15 protein-coding genes are annotated in these 15,852 nt (G+C 27.0%); 3 read left to right on the top strand and 12 right to left on the bottom strand.

All coding sequences use genetic code 11. The features are described 5' to 3' along the window. Positions 1–210 precede the first annotated feature (210 nt). Positions 211–555 carry a hypothetical protein gene (locus EJJ37_RS09520; RefSeq protein WP_133015346.1) on the bottom strand — a complete coding sequence of 115 codons (345 nt, stop codon included), beginning with the start codon at positions 553–555 and terminating at the stop codon, positions 211–213. A 121-nt stretch (positions 556–676) separates the two neighbouring features. Continuing rightward, complete coding sequence (locus tag EJJ37_RS09515) at positions 677–1,573, bottom strand: M14 family zinc carboxypeptidase (RefSeq protein WP_243124862.1); 897 nt, start codon at positions 1,571–1,573, stop codon at positions 677–679. Positions 1,574–1,815: 242 nt separating this feature from the next. Here EJJ37_RS09515 and EJJ37_RS09510 point away from each other — a divergent pair, with 242 nt between their 5' ends. Then, positions 1,816–2,541 (top strand): gamma-glutamyl-gamma-aminobutyrate hydrolase family protein, encoded by a 726-nt coding sequence (locus EJJ37_RS09510; protein ID WP_166484728.1) that lies wholly within the window; start codon positions 1,816–1,818, stop codon positions 2,539–2,541. 101 nt (positions 2,542–2,642) lie between these two features. Here EJJ37_RS09510 and EJJ37_RS09505 read toward each other — a convergent pair whose 3' ends face one another. Together EJJ37_RS09505 and EJJ37_RS09500 are read right to left on the bottom strand one after the other, a co-directional pair. After that, positions 2,643–4,328, bottom strand: coding sequence for a peptide ABC transporter substrate-binding protein (locus tag EJJ37_RS09505; protein ID WP_133015343.1), 1,686 nt, complete (start codon positions 4,326–4,328; stop codon positions 2,643–2,645). A gap of 408 nt (positions 4,329–4,736) precedes the next feature. Then, entirely contained in the window at positions 4,737–4,973 is a 237-nt protein-coding gene (locus EJJ37_RS09500) for a hypothetical protein (protein WP_133015342.1), read from the bottom strand. 174 nt (positions 4,974–5,147) lie between these two features. Here EJJ37_RS09500 and EJJ37_RS09495 point away from each other — a divergent pair, with 174 nt between their 5' ends. Beyond that, complete coding sequence (locus EJJ37_RS09495) at positions 5,148–5,774, top strand: zinc dependent phospholipase C family protein (protein ID WP_133015341.1); 627 nt, start codon at positions 5,148–5,150, stop codon at positions 5,772–5,774. A 147-nt stretch (positions 5,775–5,921) separates the two neighbouring features. Here EJJ37_RS09495 and hydF read toward each other — a convergent pair whose 3' ends face one another. Genes hydF through EJJ37_RS09475 form a run of 4 tightly spaced genes read right to left on the bottom strand, consistent with a single transcriptional unit; the run spans position 5,922 to position 9,908 of the window. Continuing rightward, positions 5,922–7,115: a [FeFe] hydrogenase H-cluster maturation GTPase HydF gene (gene hydF, locus EJJ37_RS09490; protein ID WP_133015340.1), complete on the bottom strand. Its 1,194-nt coding sequence runs from the start codon at positions 7,113–7,115 to the stop codon at positions 5,922–5,924. A 9-nt stretch (positions 7,116–7,124) separates the two neighbouring features. Continuing rightward, positions 7,125–8,501: a [FeFe] hydrogenase H-cluster radical SAM maturase HydG gene (gene hydG, locus EJJ37_RS09485; protein WP_133015339.1), complete on the bottom strand. Its 1,377-nt coding sequence runs from the start codon at positions 8,499–8,501 to the stop codon at positions 7,125–7,127. A 19-nt stretch (positions 8,502–8,520) separates the two neighbouring features. Further along, on the bottom strand, positions 8,521–9,651 hold the full coding sequence (gene hydE / locus EJJ37_RS09480; RefSeq protein ID WP_133015338.1) for a [FeFe] hydrogenase H-cluster radical SAM maturase HydE: 1,131 nt from the start codon (positions 9,649–9,651) through the stop codon (positions 8,521–8,523). 8 nt (positions 9,652–9,659) lie between these two features. Continuing rightward, positions 9,660–9,908, bottom strand: a complete 249-nt coding sequence (locus tag EJJ37_RS09475) for a TM1266 family iron-only hydrogenase system putative regulator (RefSeq protein ID WP_133015337.1) — start codon at positions 9,906–9,908, stop codon at positions 9,660–9,662. A 388-nt stretch (positions 9,909–10,296) separates the two neighbouring features. Between EJJ37_RS09475 and EJJ37_RS09470 the strand changes: the two genes are divergently transcribed. Continuing rightward, positions 10,297–10,668 (top strand): hypothetical protein, encoded by a 372-nt coding sequence (locus tag EJJ37_RS09470; RefSeq protein WP_133015336.1) that lies wholly within the window; start codon positions 10,297–10,299, stop codon positions 10,666–10,668. 135 nt (positions 10,669–10,803) lie between these two features. On the opposite strand, the gene metH is transcribed toward EJJ37_RS09470, so the two are convergent. From metH to EJJ37_RS09450, 4 genes are all read right to left on the bottom strand, one after another. Next, positions 10,804–14,463: a methionine synthase gene (metH, locus tag EJJ37_RS09465; protein WP_133015335.1), complete on the bottom strand. Its 3,660-nt coding sequence runs from the start codon at positions 14,461–14,463 to the stop codon at positions 10,804–10,806. Between the two features lie 83 nt (positions 14,464–14,546). Further along, positions 14,547–14,864, bottom strand: coding sequence for a nucleotide pyrophosphohydrolase (locus tag EJJ37_RS09460; RefSeq protein WP_133015334.1), 318 nt, complete (start codon positions 14,862–14,864; stop codon positions 14,547–14,549). A 193-nt stretch (positions 14,865–15,057) separates the two neighbouring features. Then, positions 15,058–15,258: a hypothetical protein gene (locus EJJ37_RS09455; RefSeq protein ID WP_133015333.1), complete on the bottom strand. Its 201-nt coding sequence runs from the start codon at positions 15,256–15,258 to the stop codon at positions 15,058–15,060. Positions 15,259–15,395: 137 nt separating this feature from the next. Then, positions 15,396–15,812: a C-GCAxxG-C-C family protein gene (locus EJJ37_RS09450; RefSeq protein ID WP_133015332.1), complete on the bottom strand. Its 417-nt coding sequence runs from the start codon at positions 15,810–15,812 to the stop codon at positions 15,396–15,398. Positions 15,813–15,852 lie beyond the last annotated feature (40 nt).

Below are 15,852 nucleotides of genomic sequence, written 5' to 3'. Positions count from 1 at the left end.
TTGTATTTTATTAAATCCCCAATAAATGTTTAATAATAAACTATAATACTAATTATTTTATTACCTTTTATATTGTTTTTTACATTATACATTTGCTAAATACATTTGTCCACCATATAAAACAAAAAATACCAATATCAATTGGTATTTTTTGTTGCCATTTTAAAATTTCTATTTAATTCCTGAAAAAATATAGTTTATTTGCTAGATTTATTCAATATCCTCATTAAGATAATCATAATTATGATTAATTTCTTCAAAAATTATATCTTTATTTTGAGATATTTCTTCATCTGTTAATTCTTCACTCTTTCCATGAGGATGTCCATAATTATTAAAATTATATACATGTTTATGTGCACCCATGGGATGGAACTTAGGCTGATTGTGATTTGACGTATCAATGTCCTTTATAACTTTTCCATTTTCATCAAAAATTCTTCTTTGCTTGACTTTATTATTTTTTACTAAATCTATTATACTATTTGGTTCAGCTTCAATTGGAAGTTTTCTATTATTATCTTCAAACTTAATTACAAATCTCTTTTTACTCATATTCAGATATTAATAAATTCCTTTCCACTCATTATATCATTTATTATTATACTTCCCTTTTTGTAAAAAAAATTCAATATAAAATATAGGAACATATTTTTAATGTAATAACTATAACTTTTTATCTTAACATATATGCAATAGCCGCCAAAACTCTATAATTAGCATTCCAAATATACTTAAATTCTGAATTTTTTAATGGACACTTTCCTAAGCCAACTTCAATAGTTACACTGGGTATTGGATTATTGTGCTTAGAAGATGCCCAATCCTTAAATCCACCTGGTACAACTTCCGAGTATTCACTATCACTTTTTTCTTTTTTATATCCTGTTACACTTGAAATAAGGTCAGCTAGATTGCTACTCTCTTTCTTTACTAAGCTATCTCTATAATCCCAATAAATTAAATTTCCTGATGAGTGATAACTAACTGTGTAAATAAAATTATATTTATTAACTAAATTAACAAGTGCCTTAGATTCAGGTTCAGAATTGCAATATTTTCCTTTATAATTTGCAAAAGAACATTTTTTACTTTGATTTATTTCATTCCATCCTGCATCGAAATTTCTATTTAAATCTACCCCAATAGCATTTGCCTTCCATTTTCTTAAATAATTTTTAAATCTATCACAAGTATATCTAGCACTTAAATCATTATAATAACATTCATAAATAGAGTCTTTTAATTTTTCATTTCGTATACCTTTTATACCTATTTGACTTATAGTAATTCCATCTGGATTTACCATGGGAATTAAATGAAAAGCTACCGAATTAAATAAATCGCTATATTTAATTCCACAATATTCACCCTCTTCATAATTCTTTAGATAATATTCTATTTGCTTCATAATTAATAAGGAAGTTAAGTACTCTCTACCGTGGATTCCTGCATGTATCAATACGTGTTGTTTACTATTACTTTTTCCTAATATTACTTCATAAATATTCCTATTATCATGAGAATTTCCGATTATATTTATATCTATATTATTACTATATATTTTTTTCAAATATTGTAAATCTATAACCATCTTATCATAAGTATAATTCGATTTTGTTGTATTTCCTATTTTATATTACCTCCTCAAATGCTTATAATATATTTTATAATTTCTCTTCACTTTCGTTCCCATTAGAAAATATTAAGATAAATCACTCTTGTAATATATGTATTTTTTTCTTATAAATGTTTAAAGTATTTCTTTTTTTTCGTATAATATATGATGAAGATTTATTTCAAGGAGGGGATAAAATGAAAAAACCACTAATAGCAATAGCTGGTGGGATAGTTAAGGATTTTAGGATAGAATTTGCAGGTGAAGATTATACTAGAGTAAATAATAACTATCCAAGAGCAATTGCTGAAGCAGGAGGAATTCCTGTTATTTTGCCTTTAATAAACGATATTGATATTTTACTTGATCAATTATCCGCATGTGATGGCTTACTGCTTCCTGGAGGTATTGATGTTAATCCATTATCCTATAAAGAACTTCCTAGGCCCCTTTTAGGAAATTGTAATGATTTAGTTGACTGGTATCATATTAATTTAGCCCAAAAAGCCCTTGAATTAAATATGCCTATTTTAGGAATATGTCGAGGATGTCAAATTCTTAATGTTTCCTGTGGTGGAACATTACATCAAGATATATCCTATGCTACAGATTCACCAATACTTCATAAACAAGAAAGCCATCTTTCAGAAAAGTGCCATCCTATTTATATAGAAGAAAATAGTATTGTACACGAAATATTTGGCGATAGTTATATTGTTAATAGTGCTCATCATCAAGCAGTTAAAGAAGTTGCCCCTAACTTTAAAAATACTGCTGTATCTCCAGATGGAATAATTGAAGCTATTGAAATGATAAATGAACCATTTGTAGTAGGTATACAATGGCACCCTGAAATGATGGTCGCACATGATTCTACAACATTAGATTTGTTCAAAAAATTTATTTATAGTTGTAAAGGTTGAAACTTTTTATCTGTAACAAAATAATTTATATTTAAATTTATTACAGGTCCATTTTATATTTTATAACAATAAAAAAAGAGAGCCAATTAAGACTCTCTTTTTTATTTTGATATTTTATAAGCATTTTTAAAATAGACTTTACCCAAAGATGTTACTAATATACCTTCAACATCATCATTCCATGCCATTACTGTTGTATAGAAATATACAGGAATAATAGGAGCTTCTTCCATTAATATATCCTCAGCTTTTCTTAATAATTCTTCTCTTTTTTCAAGATTAGTCTCAACTTTTGCCTCAGCTATTAAAGCATCATACTCTGAGTTGCTAAATCCAGAAACATTATTACCACCATCAGTTACCCACATATCTAAAAATGTCATAGGATCACTGTAGTCACCAATCCAACCATGTCTTGCAATTTGATATTCACCATTTTGTCTTGTGTTTAAAAATACTGCCCATTCTTGGTTTGTTAATTCAACATTTATACCAACTTCAGCTAAATTTTGTTGTACAATTTGACAAACATCTTTATGAGATTCTTCTGAATTATACATTAACTCAAGTGTTGGAAGTCCTTCTCCATTTTCATATCCTGCTTCTTTTAATAATTCTTTTGCTTTTTCAATATTACTTTCCATATCTTGTGGGTCATAATATTCTTTATCAGAGAACTCTCCACCATCTGTTGAAGAAATACCTAATGGTACAAAGCTATAAGAAGCAACTTGATCTGCTTTACCAACATTATCTATTATCTCTTGTCTATCAATAGCTAAACATATAGCTTGTCTTACTAATTTATTATTTAAAGCTTCTTTAACATCATCCTTTAAGTTATCTTGTTTACCAACATTAATTACAAAGAAATAGGTACCAAGTTTTGGAATTATTTGAACTACCCCTTCTTCTTTACCAGGTTCAATTTCATTTGGAGGAACAGAGTTTACAACATCAAAGTTACCAGCTTTTAATTCAGAGTAAGCAGTTGTTGCATCTGTTACTAACTTAAATGTTAGTTTTTCTAACTTTACATTATCTGCATCCCAATAATTCTCATTCTTTTCAAATACTAATTTATCTTTCATATCCCATTGTACTAATTTAAATGCACCATTTCCAATATATGTTTCAGGACTAGTAGCCCAAGTATCTGGATTAGCAGAAACAATATCTTCTCTTACTGGTGAGTAAGTTTGATGAGCTATTAATTGAGTAAAGTATGCAGTTGGTGCTTCTAAAGTAACTTCTAAAGTATAATCATCTAATACTTTGAGACCAACTTCATCTGCTGAAACTTCCCCATTATAATATTTTTCAGCATTTTTAATATAGAAGAATTGATAACAATACTCAGCTGCAGTCTCTTTATCCATTCCTCTCATCCAAGCATAATAGAAATCATTAGCTGTAACTGGTTCCCCATCTGACCATTTACCATTTTCTCTTAGCTTAAATGTATAAACTAAACCATCATCAGAAACTTCATAACTTTCAGCAGCAGCAGGTTCAGCTTCATTTTTATCATTTAGTACCATTAAACATTCGAAAGCATTAACAATAACATTTGAACCATCTATAGCTGTGTTAAGCAATGGATCGATTGTTTGTGGATCAGCACCTAGATTATAAATAATCTCTTGCTTTACTTCTGTAGAAGTATTATTAGCTTTACTTTCCTCATTAGATGTATTATTAGTATTTCCACACCCAATGAACAAAGATGTGCCAATGGTTGCAGCCATTAACACTGCACACATTTTTTTCAATTTTGAATTTTTCATTAAATTCGCCCCCTTAATAATAAAAATATTTATTACAATTTGGATTAACAATTATTAAATTTCTATAAACTAATTTTATTTAATATAAATAATATAGTTACTTTTATTCCCCAATAGTACTTAATAACTTATTAAGTACTTTATTATAATCTTAATCCTATTGCAATTAACGTTTACTATAATAACCATATAAGGTTATTATTTCTTTACATTATAATATTGAATATATAAAAAGGGAAGAGTTTTTTTAAAAAAAATTAATTTTTTTCGCACTTTATTAATATTTTAATAAGTTTTTATTAGTAAAATCATTAAAACGTCAAATATTTCTAAAACTATTTATAAAAAAAATAGATAATCATCTAATATACATTCATAGTGATTATCTATAATCTAAATACAAATTTATCATTGTTTTTTTACTTTATCCATTTTATTTAAAGCTGTTACCACTAATGCAGAAATTATTACTAACCATATCATGAAATTAGTTGCACCTAAAAAATCATTTTTCTTATTCATATAACTAATAAATGTAGTTACTTCTTTATTAGTAAATAATAATTCTGTTTTAAATGTAATATAATATGCAACTAAAATAAAAATACTATATATTAATGGTTTAATAAGCAATACTCTTTTCATATTTCCTCCATATGTAATTATTCTATAATAATGTATGTACACAGTATTAGATATATGTTTAGATAAATAAAAAACATTTAAAAATAGTAATTTATTTTAAATTATATTAATTTTAAACAAATATTTTTAAAAATTTATTCATATAAATCAATAAAAGCTTTTGGAGGAGTTTTTATGCCAAATATATCTACTCATATTAATTTTCTAAGAAATTTAAAAGATAACTATTTTAATGAACTTGATATTAATTTTTTAACATTAGGTAGTATTGCTCCTAACTATTATATTATTTTTAATGATATGACTAAAGGTTGTTTGTCTCACTTTAAAGAAGATTCAAGTAAAAAATGTGATTTAACTAAATTTAAATTAAATTTATCTAGTAAAAAGTTGAACTATTTAGAGAAATCATTTGCTGTAGGCTATTATACTCATCTTTGGCTTGATAACTATTTTGATGAAAATATTGAAAGACTTTTTATTTCTGAATATAACATTCAATATTTGGAATCTCATGTAATAATAAATGAAAATATTAAAAATTATGATATAAAATTAATAGTTGATTTTATATCTCAAATAAATATAATAGATTCATCCTTTACAGATTTTCTACCAATAAAATTAAACAAATCAATAAGTATTTTTAATGATTTTAAGTATAAATGTTTAAATAAAAATTTTAGTACAGCTTGCCCCATAATTCTTAATGAAAATGATTATATTAAATTTATTAATAGATGTTCAGATGTATTTTTAAAGGAATATAACAGTGAAAGTATAATTAAATTAATACGTTAGCTTAACTACTAAAAAATTAATCTATTTATTATATAAAACAAATAATAAGATTGCCACAATGTAATTGGACAACCTTATTATTTATTTTAACTATTTTTATAATTATATTTATAATCACTAGTTATTTAATTATAATTCATAAATTAACTAATTATTATTGAATATCTCTAGGCTTCTATCTAATATTCCACTTAGAAAAGCTAATACTATGCCGTAATTAGTAATAGCAACCTCTTCACTTCTACAAAAATCAATTCTATTTAATATTGTTTTTCTATTTATCATGCATCCACCACAATGAATGATTAAATCATAATCTTTTATATTTTCAGGAAAATCATGACTAACCCTAAAATCATAATTAAGTTCTGCGCCTACGTATTTATTTAAAAGTTTAGGAATTTTTACTCTTCCTATATCTTCATGAGAAACATTATGTGTACAACTTTCTGATATTAATATTTTAGAATTTTTATTTAAGGAATCAATCTTTCTAGCACCATCAACAAAAGCTTTTAGATCACCCTTATGATTAGCGAACAGAATTGAAAATCCTGTTAACTTTATATTTTTAGGTACTATTTTACTTACTTTTTTAAAAGCTTGTGAATCTGTAACTACTAAATCTATATCTTTTATATCTTCTAAAGCTGAAGCAAGTTCTGTATCTCGAACTACATATGTCTTGATTCCATTATCTAAACAATCTCTTATACATTGTACTTGTGGAAGTATTATTCTACCCTTTGGAGCTTCTGAGTCTATAGGTACTACTAATATAACTTTTCCTCCATAAGGCACTAAATTACCTATTATAGGAACATCATTTTCAGAATCTTTTAACTTACTAACAAGTTCATTTTTTAACTCATCTATACCTTCTTTTTTATAAGTAGAAACAAAGATTGCTTCTTTATATTTTTCTTTTAGTTGATCTAAGTTATATTTCTCTATACCCTCTATTTTGTTAATAACTAATAAGTAAGGTATATTGTACTTTTTAAATTCTAATTTTATAGCTTCATATTCATCATAATCTATGTTATTTACATCCATTACATATAAAGCGAAGTCTGCCCTTTTCATAATATCCATTGTTTTTTTTATTCGAAGCTTACCTACTTCACTTTTATCATCAAGTCCTGCTGTATCTATAAATAAAACGGGACCTAGTGGTATAAGCTCCATTGCTTTTAAAACAGGATCTGTTGTAGTTCCCGCAATATCTGATACAATTGCAATTTCTTGACCACAAATACTATTAATTAATGATGACTTTCCTGCATTTGTTTTTCCAAATATCGCTATATGTTTTCTGTTAGCATTTGGTGTACTATTCATTCTGACCTCCTAAATATAAATATCTCTTTGGCCTTCTTTTAATTTAATTATTCCATCATTAATAAATTTTCTTATGGACTCATCATTTATTTTTTCTGCTTCTTCCATTACTAATTTTTCTGCTTTTTTACATGTACTTTCATCACCATAATCTAATGCATATTCCATTAAAGTCATTAATGCATTTGGTTCGCACATTTTTTGAATCTCTCCTGTTTTTGCAAGTCCCATAAAAGTTTCCCCTGTTCTTCCCTTTCTATAACAAGCAGTACAATAGCTTGGTATATATCCTTCATCTAATAACCAGTTTAAAACTTCTATTGGTGTTCTTTCATCTGATGTTTTAAACTGTTCTATACTTTTTCCTTCTTCTCTTTGTTTATATCCTCCTACACCTGTCGAAGAACCAGAGCTTACTTGAGTTACTCCAATCTTAAGTACATCTCTTCTCATTTCTTCATCTTCTCTTGTAGACATAATTATACCTGTAAAAGGTACCGCAATTCTAATTATAGCAACCACTTTTTTAAACATTTCGTCACTTAAAAGATTAGGGAAATTTTCTAAGGTAACCCCTTCAGCTTCTCTAAGTCTTGGAACTGATATAGTATGGAAACCTACTCCGAATTCTTTTTCAAGATGTTCATTGTGCATCATTAATGATAAAACTTCAAATTTAGGATCTGATAGTCCAAATAATACACCTCCACCAACATCTTCAATTCCAGCTTCCATTGCTCTATCAAAAGCATTTAAATGATATTCATAACTAGATTTTAATGATTTAGGATGCATTACATCATAAGTTGGTTTATGATATGTTTCTTGGAATAAAATATAAGTACCTATATTTGCATCTTTAAGCTTTTTATAATTTTCAACTGTAGTTGCTGCAATATTTACATTAACTCTTCTTATATTTCCATTTTCATTTTGAGTTTTATAAATTGTGTCTAAACTTTCTAAAACATAATCTATTGGTGCATTTACTGGATCTTCACCAAGTTCTAATGCTAACCTCTTATGTCCCATCTTTTCTAATATCTTAACTTCTTCTTTTATTTCATCTTGAGTTAACTTTCTTCTATTAAAGCTATTACACTTTTTATAACCACAATAAACACAATTATTAACACAGTAATCACTTATATATAATGGTGCAAATAAAACTACCCTTTTTCCATAAATAGATTTTTTTATTTCTCCAGCAACTTTAAACATTTCTTTTTCTAATTCTTTATCCTCTAATTGAAGTAGTGCAGCAATATCTTTATGAGAAATTCCCTTTTTCTTTCTTGCTTTTTCTAAAATGTTTATTATATCTTCTCTAGTTGCCTTCTTTCCTTCTTCTAGTAATTCATATACCTCTTCATGATTAATATACATAAATTTTTCCACTTCCTTATTAATTTATTAAAAATATATTATCTAACCTAATTTCATTGTTTTTGTTATTAATCAATTTATTATTTATCTTTTCTCTTTCCTTATCACTTAATACTAAGCTATCTCCTCGCGTAATTTCTAAATTAAATCCTGCATTATTAATTCTTCTCTCAATACAAGCTCTACATTCTGCAGCTTCATCTCCAGTACATATTTTCCCATCATACAACGAGTACTTTTCTCTAACACTAGTTGGAGAAAGATTTGGCATCACAACATTACCGCCAGCTTTAAGACCTTTTTCACGCCCAAGTGGATCAATACTTCCAAGGGCTGTTGTTGCTGGTAATAATATCTTAGGCAACATTAATCTAATTAAAGCTAACATAGTTGTAGTTTTTTCAAGAGTTCCACCTTGTTCATTAGCAAGTGGGGTATCCTTATGTGGTATAAATGGACCGATTCCACACATATGTGGATTAAGCTCCTTTAAGAAAATCAGATCTTCAACTAAGTCACTATTATTTTGATTAGGAAGGCCAACCATAAAGCCTGCCCCTATCTGATATCCTATTTCTTTTAAGTTTCTAAGACATTGTATTCTATTTTCAAATTTTGAATTTGGATGCAATGATTCATACAATCTCCTACTAGCAGTTTCATGTCTTAATAGATACCTATCAGCACCTGCATTAAACATAAGCTCATATGATTTATATGAACGTTCACCTAAAGATAAAGTTATAGCATTGTTAGGATATTTTTCTTTTATCTTCTTTATTATTTCAACCATTTTTTCATCAGTAAAATACGGATCTTCTCCGCCTTGCAATACATATGTCTTATATCCTAATCTATCTCCTATATCTGCACACTCTAAAATTTCTTCCACAGTAAGTCGATATCTATCAGCCTTATCATTAGATTTTCTTATTCCACAATATCTACAGTCCCTTATACAATGATTTGTAAATTCAATAAGACCTCTTATGTAAATATTATTGCCATAATTTTTTAGAGCAACTTCATGAGATTTTTCTATTAAGTATTCTTTATTTTCTTCAGACAAATTATCTAAAAGAAATAAAAGTTCTTCTCTTGATGCATTAGTTGTATTGTATAGCTTGTCTATAATGTTTCTTACTTGCATATTTTCCCTTAAATCTCCCTTTTAGCAATAGCTGTTTTTACTACTACACCATCAATATTTCCTAGCTTACCTGTCAAACTATTTATCTCTTCTAATGTACCAACTACAGTAATACTTATAACTGAGATTCCCTCTTCAAAGGGTATTCCCATTCTACCTTTTATACTTCCTCTAAAGCCTGAAACTACACTATTAAATTTTTCTTGACATTCTTTTGGTTCTTCTAAGATTGCACTTATAACAGCTATTTTTTTCATAATTCTACTCCTCCATTATTTGTAGTATAAATAAAAAAGCTAGCTTTCTTAAGATTAAAAGAAAGCTAGCTAAATAATATATATAAACGAAAAGAGGCATTTATATATATTTTAACGTAATTTATTAATCACTCTCTTTTAGATCAGAATTAACTTTTCTATCAGATTTCACCAATAATTCTTACATATTGTAATATTTTTGTAAATATATTCATATCTCAATCATATACCTATTTAAAATACTTGTCAATAAAAATAATTTTAATATTAATGTTTAGTATTAAAACTATTTTTATGGATTATTTTTGAAAATTATAATAAATACATTATTTTTGTTTAATAATTACAAATGATATTATATAATTATTAAAAAAAGGGGGATGTTTCTATGAATAAAATATTATTAAAATCTTTAGGAAAATGTATATTATGGGGAATAATTTGGACTATTATTCTTTTTATTATTGGTAATATACTAGTGAATTTAAAAGGTTTTTTACTAAAAGATGTACTTTTTATTGAAGGAATTATATTTATAATGTTAGGTGTATTTGCATGTATTGGTGGAAATCCAATGGGATTATCATTACAATCATTGGGGCAAAACAATACTCAATATAATACTAATACTAATTTAGAAGTTTCAAAAATGGAGAATACTAATAAATCTAATTTCAAAAATACTATAAGTATAAGTATTAATACAGTATCATTAATACTTGCTGGTATAGCTTGTATCATAATTAATTATATAATATAAAAAACAGAGTTGAAAATTTCAACTCTGTTTTTTATATTAACCATTCTGTAAATTAAAACTCTATTCAGGATAAAATTTATTTAAAAACTCTTCTATTATATTTATTCTATTTTTCAGCAATTTCCTTTGCTGATTTTATTTATATGATAATATATTAGGTAAAGTATTCTCTAACTCTTCTGTAGTCCATCCACATCTTCTTGCATAATCTTCAGCTTGATCTTTATCTATTAAATTAGAATTAAAATATCTTGAGTCTTCTGAAGCAAAATATAATCCACACACTGAAGCTACTGGATCCATCATATAATTTTCAGTAAGTTTTACTCCAGTTATATTTTCACCATCTAAAACATCAAATAATCTTTTCATTTGACTTTGATCAATAAGCGATGGATATCCAAAAGCAGGCCTTATTCCTCTATAGCTACCTTTTAATATTTCCTTCATAGTTAAGTTTTCATCTGGTTCATATCCCCAATAATCTTTTCTTATATCTTCATGTAGCTTTTCAGCAAAGGCTTCAGCTAATCTATCACATACAAGTTTTAACATAATTGAATTGTAAGAATCACCTTCTAATTCCAACTTTTTAGCATATTCATTTGCCCCAAGTCCCGCTGTTACAATAAATCCTCCAATATAATCTTCTTTTTGTAACTCTTTAGGTGCAATAAAATCTGAAAGACATAAATACTCACCTTTACTTTTTTCTCTTTGTTCTCTAAACAGATTTAATGTTGTAGCTAAACTCTTATCTTTATTATATATCTCAATATTATCTCCATTTGAATTGGCCTCAAAAATTCCAAAGACACCTTTAATATTTACAATATTATCTTTTTCAATAAAATCTAACATTCTATTAGCATCATCAAATATCTTTTTAGCTTCTTTTCCATAGTTTTGATCTTCTAAAATTTCTGGATATAACTTTTTCATTTCCCATGCTACAAAGAAGAATGTCCAATCAATATAAGGTCTTAAATCTGATATTTTATAATTAGTAACCTCTTTTATTCCAATAAAATTAGGTTTAGAAATCTTTCTATTATTCCAATCTATTTTAAGTCTCTTTTCTCTAGCTTCTTCTAGTGATATCATTTTCTTTTCATATTTATTATAAGTCAGTCTTATTTCTTCATACTCTTTTTTAACAGACTTAATATATTCATATTTATTTTTCCCTAAAAGATTCTTGCATATTTCAACTGTTTTTGAAGCATCATATCCATAGACAATTGCGCCACTATAATTAGGATCTATTTTTAATGCTGTATGTGGTTTTGATGTTGTAGCGCCTCCAATTATTATTGGTATATTCATATTCCTTTTTTCCATCTCAGATGCTATATGACACATTTCATCTAAAGAAGGAGTAATAAGACCACTTAGACCGATTATATCTACATTTTCTTTAATAGCAGTTTCTATTATTTCTTCGCAAGGAACCATAACTCCTAAGTCTATTATTTCAAAGTTATTACAAGCAAGAACTACACCAACAATATTTTTACCAATGTCATGAACATCACCTTTAACTGTGGCTAAAAGAATTTTTCCTGCTTTAGATGTTTCACCTTGTTCTTTATCTTTTTCTATATATGGAAGTAAAAATGAAACAGCTTTTTTCATAACTCTAGCTGACTTAACAACTTGGGGTAAAAACATTTTTCCATCTCCAAATAGATCTCCAACTTTATTCATACCATTCATTAATGGCCCTTCTATAATATTAAGAGCTTTAGGATACTTGTTAATAGCTTCTTTTAAATCTTCATCAATATATTCAGTTATACCTTTAACTAATGAATAACTTAATCGCTCATCTAAAGTTTTTTCTCTCCATGCATTTTTATTGTTTTGGGTTATGGTAGCTCCGTTTTTATACTCCTCTGCTTTATCTAATAATCTTTCTGACGCATCTTTACGTCTATTTAAGACTACATCTTCAACTAGTTCTAATAAATCTTTTGGAATATCATCGTAAATTTGTATCATTCCTGGATTTACAATTCCCATATCCATTCCTGCTTCTATTGCATGATATAAAAATACTGAATGCATAGCTTCTCTTATGGTATTATTACCTCTAAATGAGAATGATAAATTAGAAACTCCTCCTGAAACTTTAGCATATGGAAGATTTTCTTTTATCCATTTAGTTGCATTTATAAAATCAACAGCATAATTATCATGCTCCTCTATTCCTGTAGCAATTGCTAAAATATTTGGATCAAAGATTATATCTTGTGGTGGAAAATTTAATTTATTAACTAATAAATCATATGCCCTAGCACATATTTCCTTTTTTCTTTCAAAAGTATCTGCCTGTCCATTTTCATCAAATGCCATTACTACAACAGCTGCTCCAAATTCTTTAATAACTTTTGCATGATTTAGGAATTCTTCTTCTCCGTTTTTTAAAGAAATAGAGTTTACTATAGGTTTTCCTTGAATACTTTTAAGACCAGCTTCAATAACTTCCCATCTTGATGAATCTATCATTATAGGTCTTGAAGATATATCAGGTTCAGATGCTAATAGTTTTAAAAAATACTCCATTTCTTTAGCACTATCTAGTAAGCCATCGTCAAAATTAACATCTATTATTTGAGCACCATTTTCTACTTGATCTTTTGCTATAGATAAGGCTTCTTCATATTTTTTCTCTCTAATAAGTCTTGCAAATTTAGCTGAACCAGCAACATTAGTTCTTTCCCCTATGTTTATGAAGTTATTTTCTTTACTACTTCTAACTATTTCAAGTCCACAATATATACTTTCTTTTTTTATTTCAGGAATTAATCTAGGTTCTAAATTCTCTACAGCATCAGCTATTGCTTTTATATGACTTGCTGTTGTTCCACAGCATCCACCTACTATATTAACTTGCTTTTCTTCAGCTAATTGTCTTATAAACCCTGCCGTTACATTAGGTGATTCATCGTATTCTCCTAAAATATTAGGTAATCCTGCATTAGGATAAACAGATATAAACATATCTTGGGTATTTGCTAGTTCTTTTATAAATGGTATTATATCCTCTCCCCCAAAAGAACAGTTTAATCCTATAGAAATAACATTTTCATTTCTAATTGATTGTGCAAAAGCTTCTAATTTTTGACCTGATAAGGTTCTTCCTGATTTATCAGTTAAAGTACCTGAAATCATTATAGGAAGACTTCTTCCTTTTATTTTATAAACATTATTTGCTGCAACTATAGCTGCTCTAGCATTTAATGTATCAAAAATAGTTTCTATTAATACACAATCTATCCCACCATCCATAAGTGCAGAAATTTGTTCACTATACGCTTCCACAAGTTCATCAAAAGTTATATTTCTATAACCTGGATTTTCTACATCTGGTGATAAAGATGCTGTTTTATTGGTAGGTCCTACAGACCCAGCAACAAATCTTGGTTTCTCTGGATTTTTTTCTGTAAATTCATCAGCTATTTCTCGTGCAAGCCTTGCTGATTTGTAGTTTAAATCATAAACTAAATGAGTTAATTCATAATCTGCCTGAGAAATACTAGTTGAACTAAACGTATTTGTTTCAATTATATCTGAGCCAGCCTCTAAAAATCCCCTATGTATTTCCTTTATAACTTCTGGTTTTGTTATAGATAATAAATCATTATTACCTTTTTGTTCTTTATTAAAATTTTTAAGAAGTTCCCCTCTGTAATCTTCTTCAGTTAACTTGAAACTTTGTATACTTGTTCCCATAGCTCCATCAAGAACTACTATTTTCTTTTTTAAAATATCAATTAAATTGCCCCTATTCATTTGCTTTCCTGCCTTTACTTTTAAATTTTAGAATAATTATACATTTCTTTAATTTTATTTACAATATATATATAAATATAAAATTATAATTCAGTATACTTTTTACTATTTCCTTTAGCTTTTTCAACTGGATATTTTTTCTCGTTTTTATCCATCTTTTTATTAATAATTTCATTAATATCAACATTTAAAGCATCAGCCATATGTAAACAATAGACCATAACATCAGCTAATTCTTCTTCAACATTTTGTTTATTATAATTTTCATTATCCCACAAAAACTCCTCTAATAGCTCTGCAGCTTCTATAGAAATTGCCTTTGCTAAATTAGATGGTGAATGAAATTGATCCCATTCTCTATCTGTTCTGAATTTTCTTATTCTATTTATAGTATTTTCCATTTTTTATTTCTCCTTTTTTACTATAATTTTATATATTTTACCACAAATTATTAAAATAATCATATTGGATCCTATATATTAATTTTATATGTTAATTAGATTAACTTAAAACATTCTTTATTTATATAAATAAAAAAAGATTATATTTACTAACAAATAATTACCAAATATAATCTATTTTTTATAAATAATATTAAATTTTATTCTCTACTTTAAACTTTTTATAAAATGAAAATATACCTGATCCTATTATTCCTAAAACGCCTCCAAGTGCAAAGAAAAATAAAACATCTCCTACTAAAGCTCCTATTATTATTCCTATCCCAACTCCACTAGCTAATCCTTTTGTTAAATATTCATAATCTTTCTCTGATAAAATTAATTTCTTCCACACGCCTCTTACACCCCATAATTACAACAAAAAATTTAATTTATACTTATTAGACGTATATATTACATAAAAAGTTCCATTAATTTCTTTATTTTTCTATTTAAAATAAAATCTATACTAATATTATAACTATAAAAGAATTAATACATATTCAATTTCTCATCTACTAATTCTTCTAGAATTTCTGCTGCATCTTCTACACAACCTCTACAAGAACGTAAAATTGTTCCTGTAGTAATACCCTTTAACTCTTTACACATAACTGAAGTATTTTTTTCCTTAAATCTTCTTTCAATTTCATTTAAAAGCTCCATATCATCTTTAATTGGTTCTGCAGGATTTTCTGGATTCACATTTCCATTTAAATAGTTAACTATTACATATGCTCCCATTACAGCTCCACATACTTTATATGCTCCACCACTATATCTTTTAACTACTTCTTTCATTGTAGTTTCATCTACATCAACCAAATCACAAAAAGCACATGCTACAGCTTGAGAACATGTGTATCTATTACTATGCAACTCTATTGCTTTATTTTTTCTTATTCCCATTTTAAATCATACCTCTCTTTTATCTTTACTTCAGTTAATA

Origin of the sequence: Clostridium cuniculi (assembly GCF_004353185.1) — a bacterium.
GTDB lineage: Bacteria > Bacillota > Clostridia > Clostridiales > Clostridiaceae > Clostridium > Clostridium cuniculi.
The sequence above is the reverse complement of the archived record's forward strand: the minus strand, read 5'-3'. Positions and strand labels throughout refer to the sequence as shown.

Coding starts and splice junctions, on each gene's coding strand:
- EJJ37_RS09520 (WP_133015346.1), bottom strand. CDS start 555: ATGAGTAAAAAGAGATTTGTAATTAAGTTTGAAGATAATAATAGAAAA.
- EJJ37_RS09510 (WP_166484728.1), top strand. CDS start 1,816: ATGAAAAAACCACTAATAGCAATAGCTGGTGGGATAGTTAAGGATTTT.
- EJJ37_RS09505 (WP_133015343.1), bottom strand. CDS start 4,328: ATGAAAAATTCAAAATTGAAAAAAATGTGTGCAGTGTTAATGGCTGCA.
- EJJ37_RS09500 (WP_133015342.1), bottom strand. CDS start 4,973: ATGAAAAGAGTATTGCTTATTAAACCATTAATATATAGTATTTTTATT.
- EJJ37_RS09495 (WP_133015341.1), top strand. CDS start 5,148: ATGCCAAATATATCTACTCATATTAATTTTCTAAGAAATTTAAAAGAT.
- hydF (WP_133015340.1), bottom strand. CDS start 7,115: ATGAATAGTACACCAAATGCTAACAGAAAACATATAGCGATATTTGGA.
- hydG (WP_133015339.1), bottom strand. CDS start 8,501: ATGTATATTAATCATGAAGAGGTATATGAATTACTAGAAGAAGGAAAG.
- hydE (WP_133015338.1), bottom strand. CDS start 9,651: ATGCAAGTAAGAAACATTATAGACAAGCTATACAATACAACTAATGCA.
- EJJ37_RS09475 (WP_133015337.1), bottom strand. CDS start 9,908: ATGAAAAAAATAGCTGTTATAAGTGCAATCTTAGAAGAACCAAAAGAA.
- EJJ37_RS09470 (WP_133015336.1), top strand. CDS start 10,297: ATGAATAAAATATTATTAAAATCTTTAGGAAAATGTATATTATGGGGA.
- metH (WP_133015335.1), bottom strand. CDS start 14,463: ATGAATAGGGGCAATTTAATTGATATTTTAAAAAAGAAAATAGTAGTT.
- EJJ37_RS09460 (WP_133015334.1), bottom strand. CDS start 14,864: ATGGAAAATACTATAAATAGAATAAGAAAATTCAGAACAGATAGAGAA.
- EJJ37_RS09450 (WP_133015332.1), bottom strand. CDS start 15,812: ATGGGAATAAGAAAAAATAAAGCAATAGAGTTGCATAGTAATAGATAC.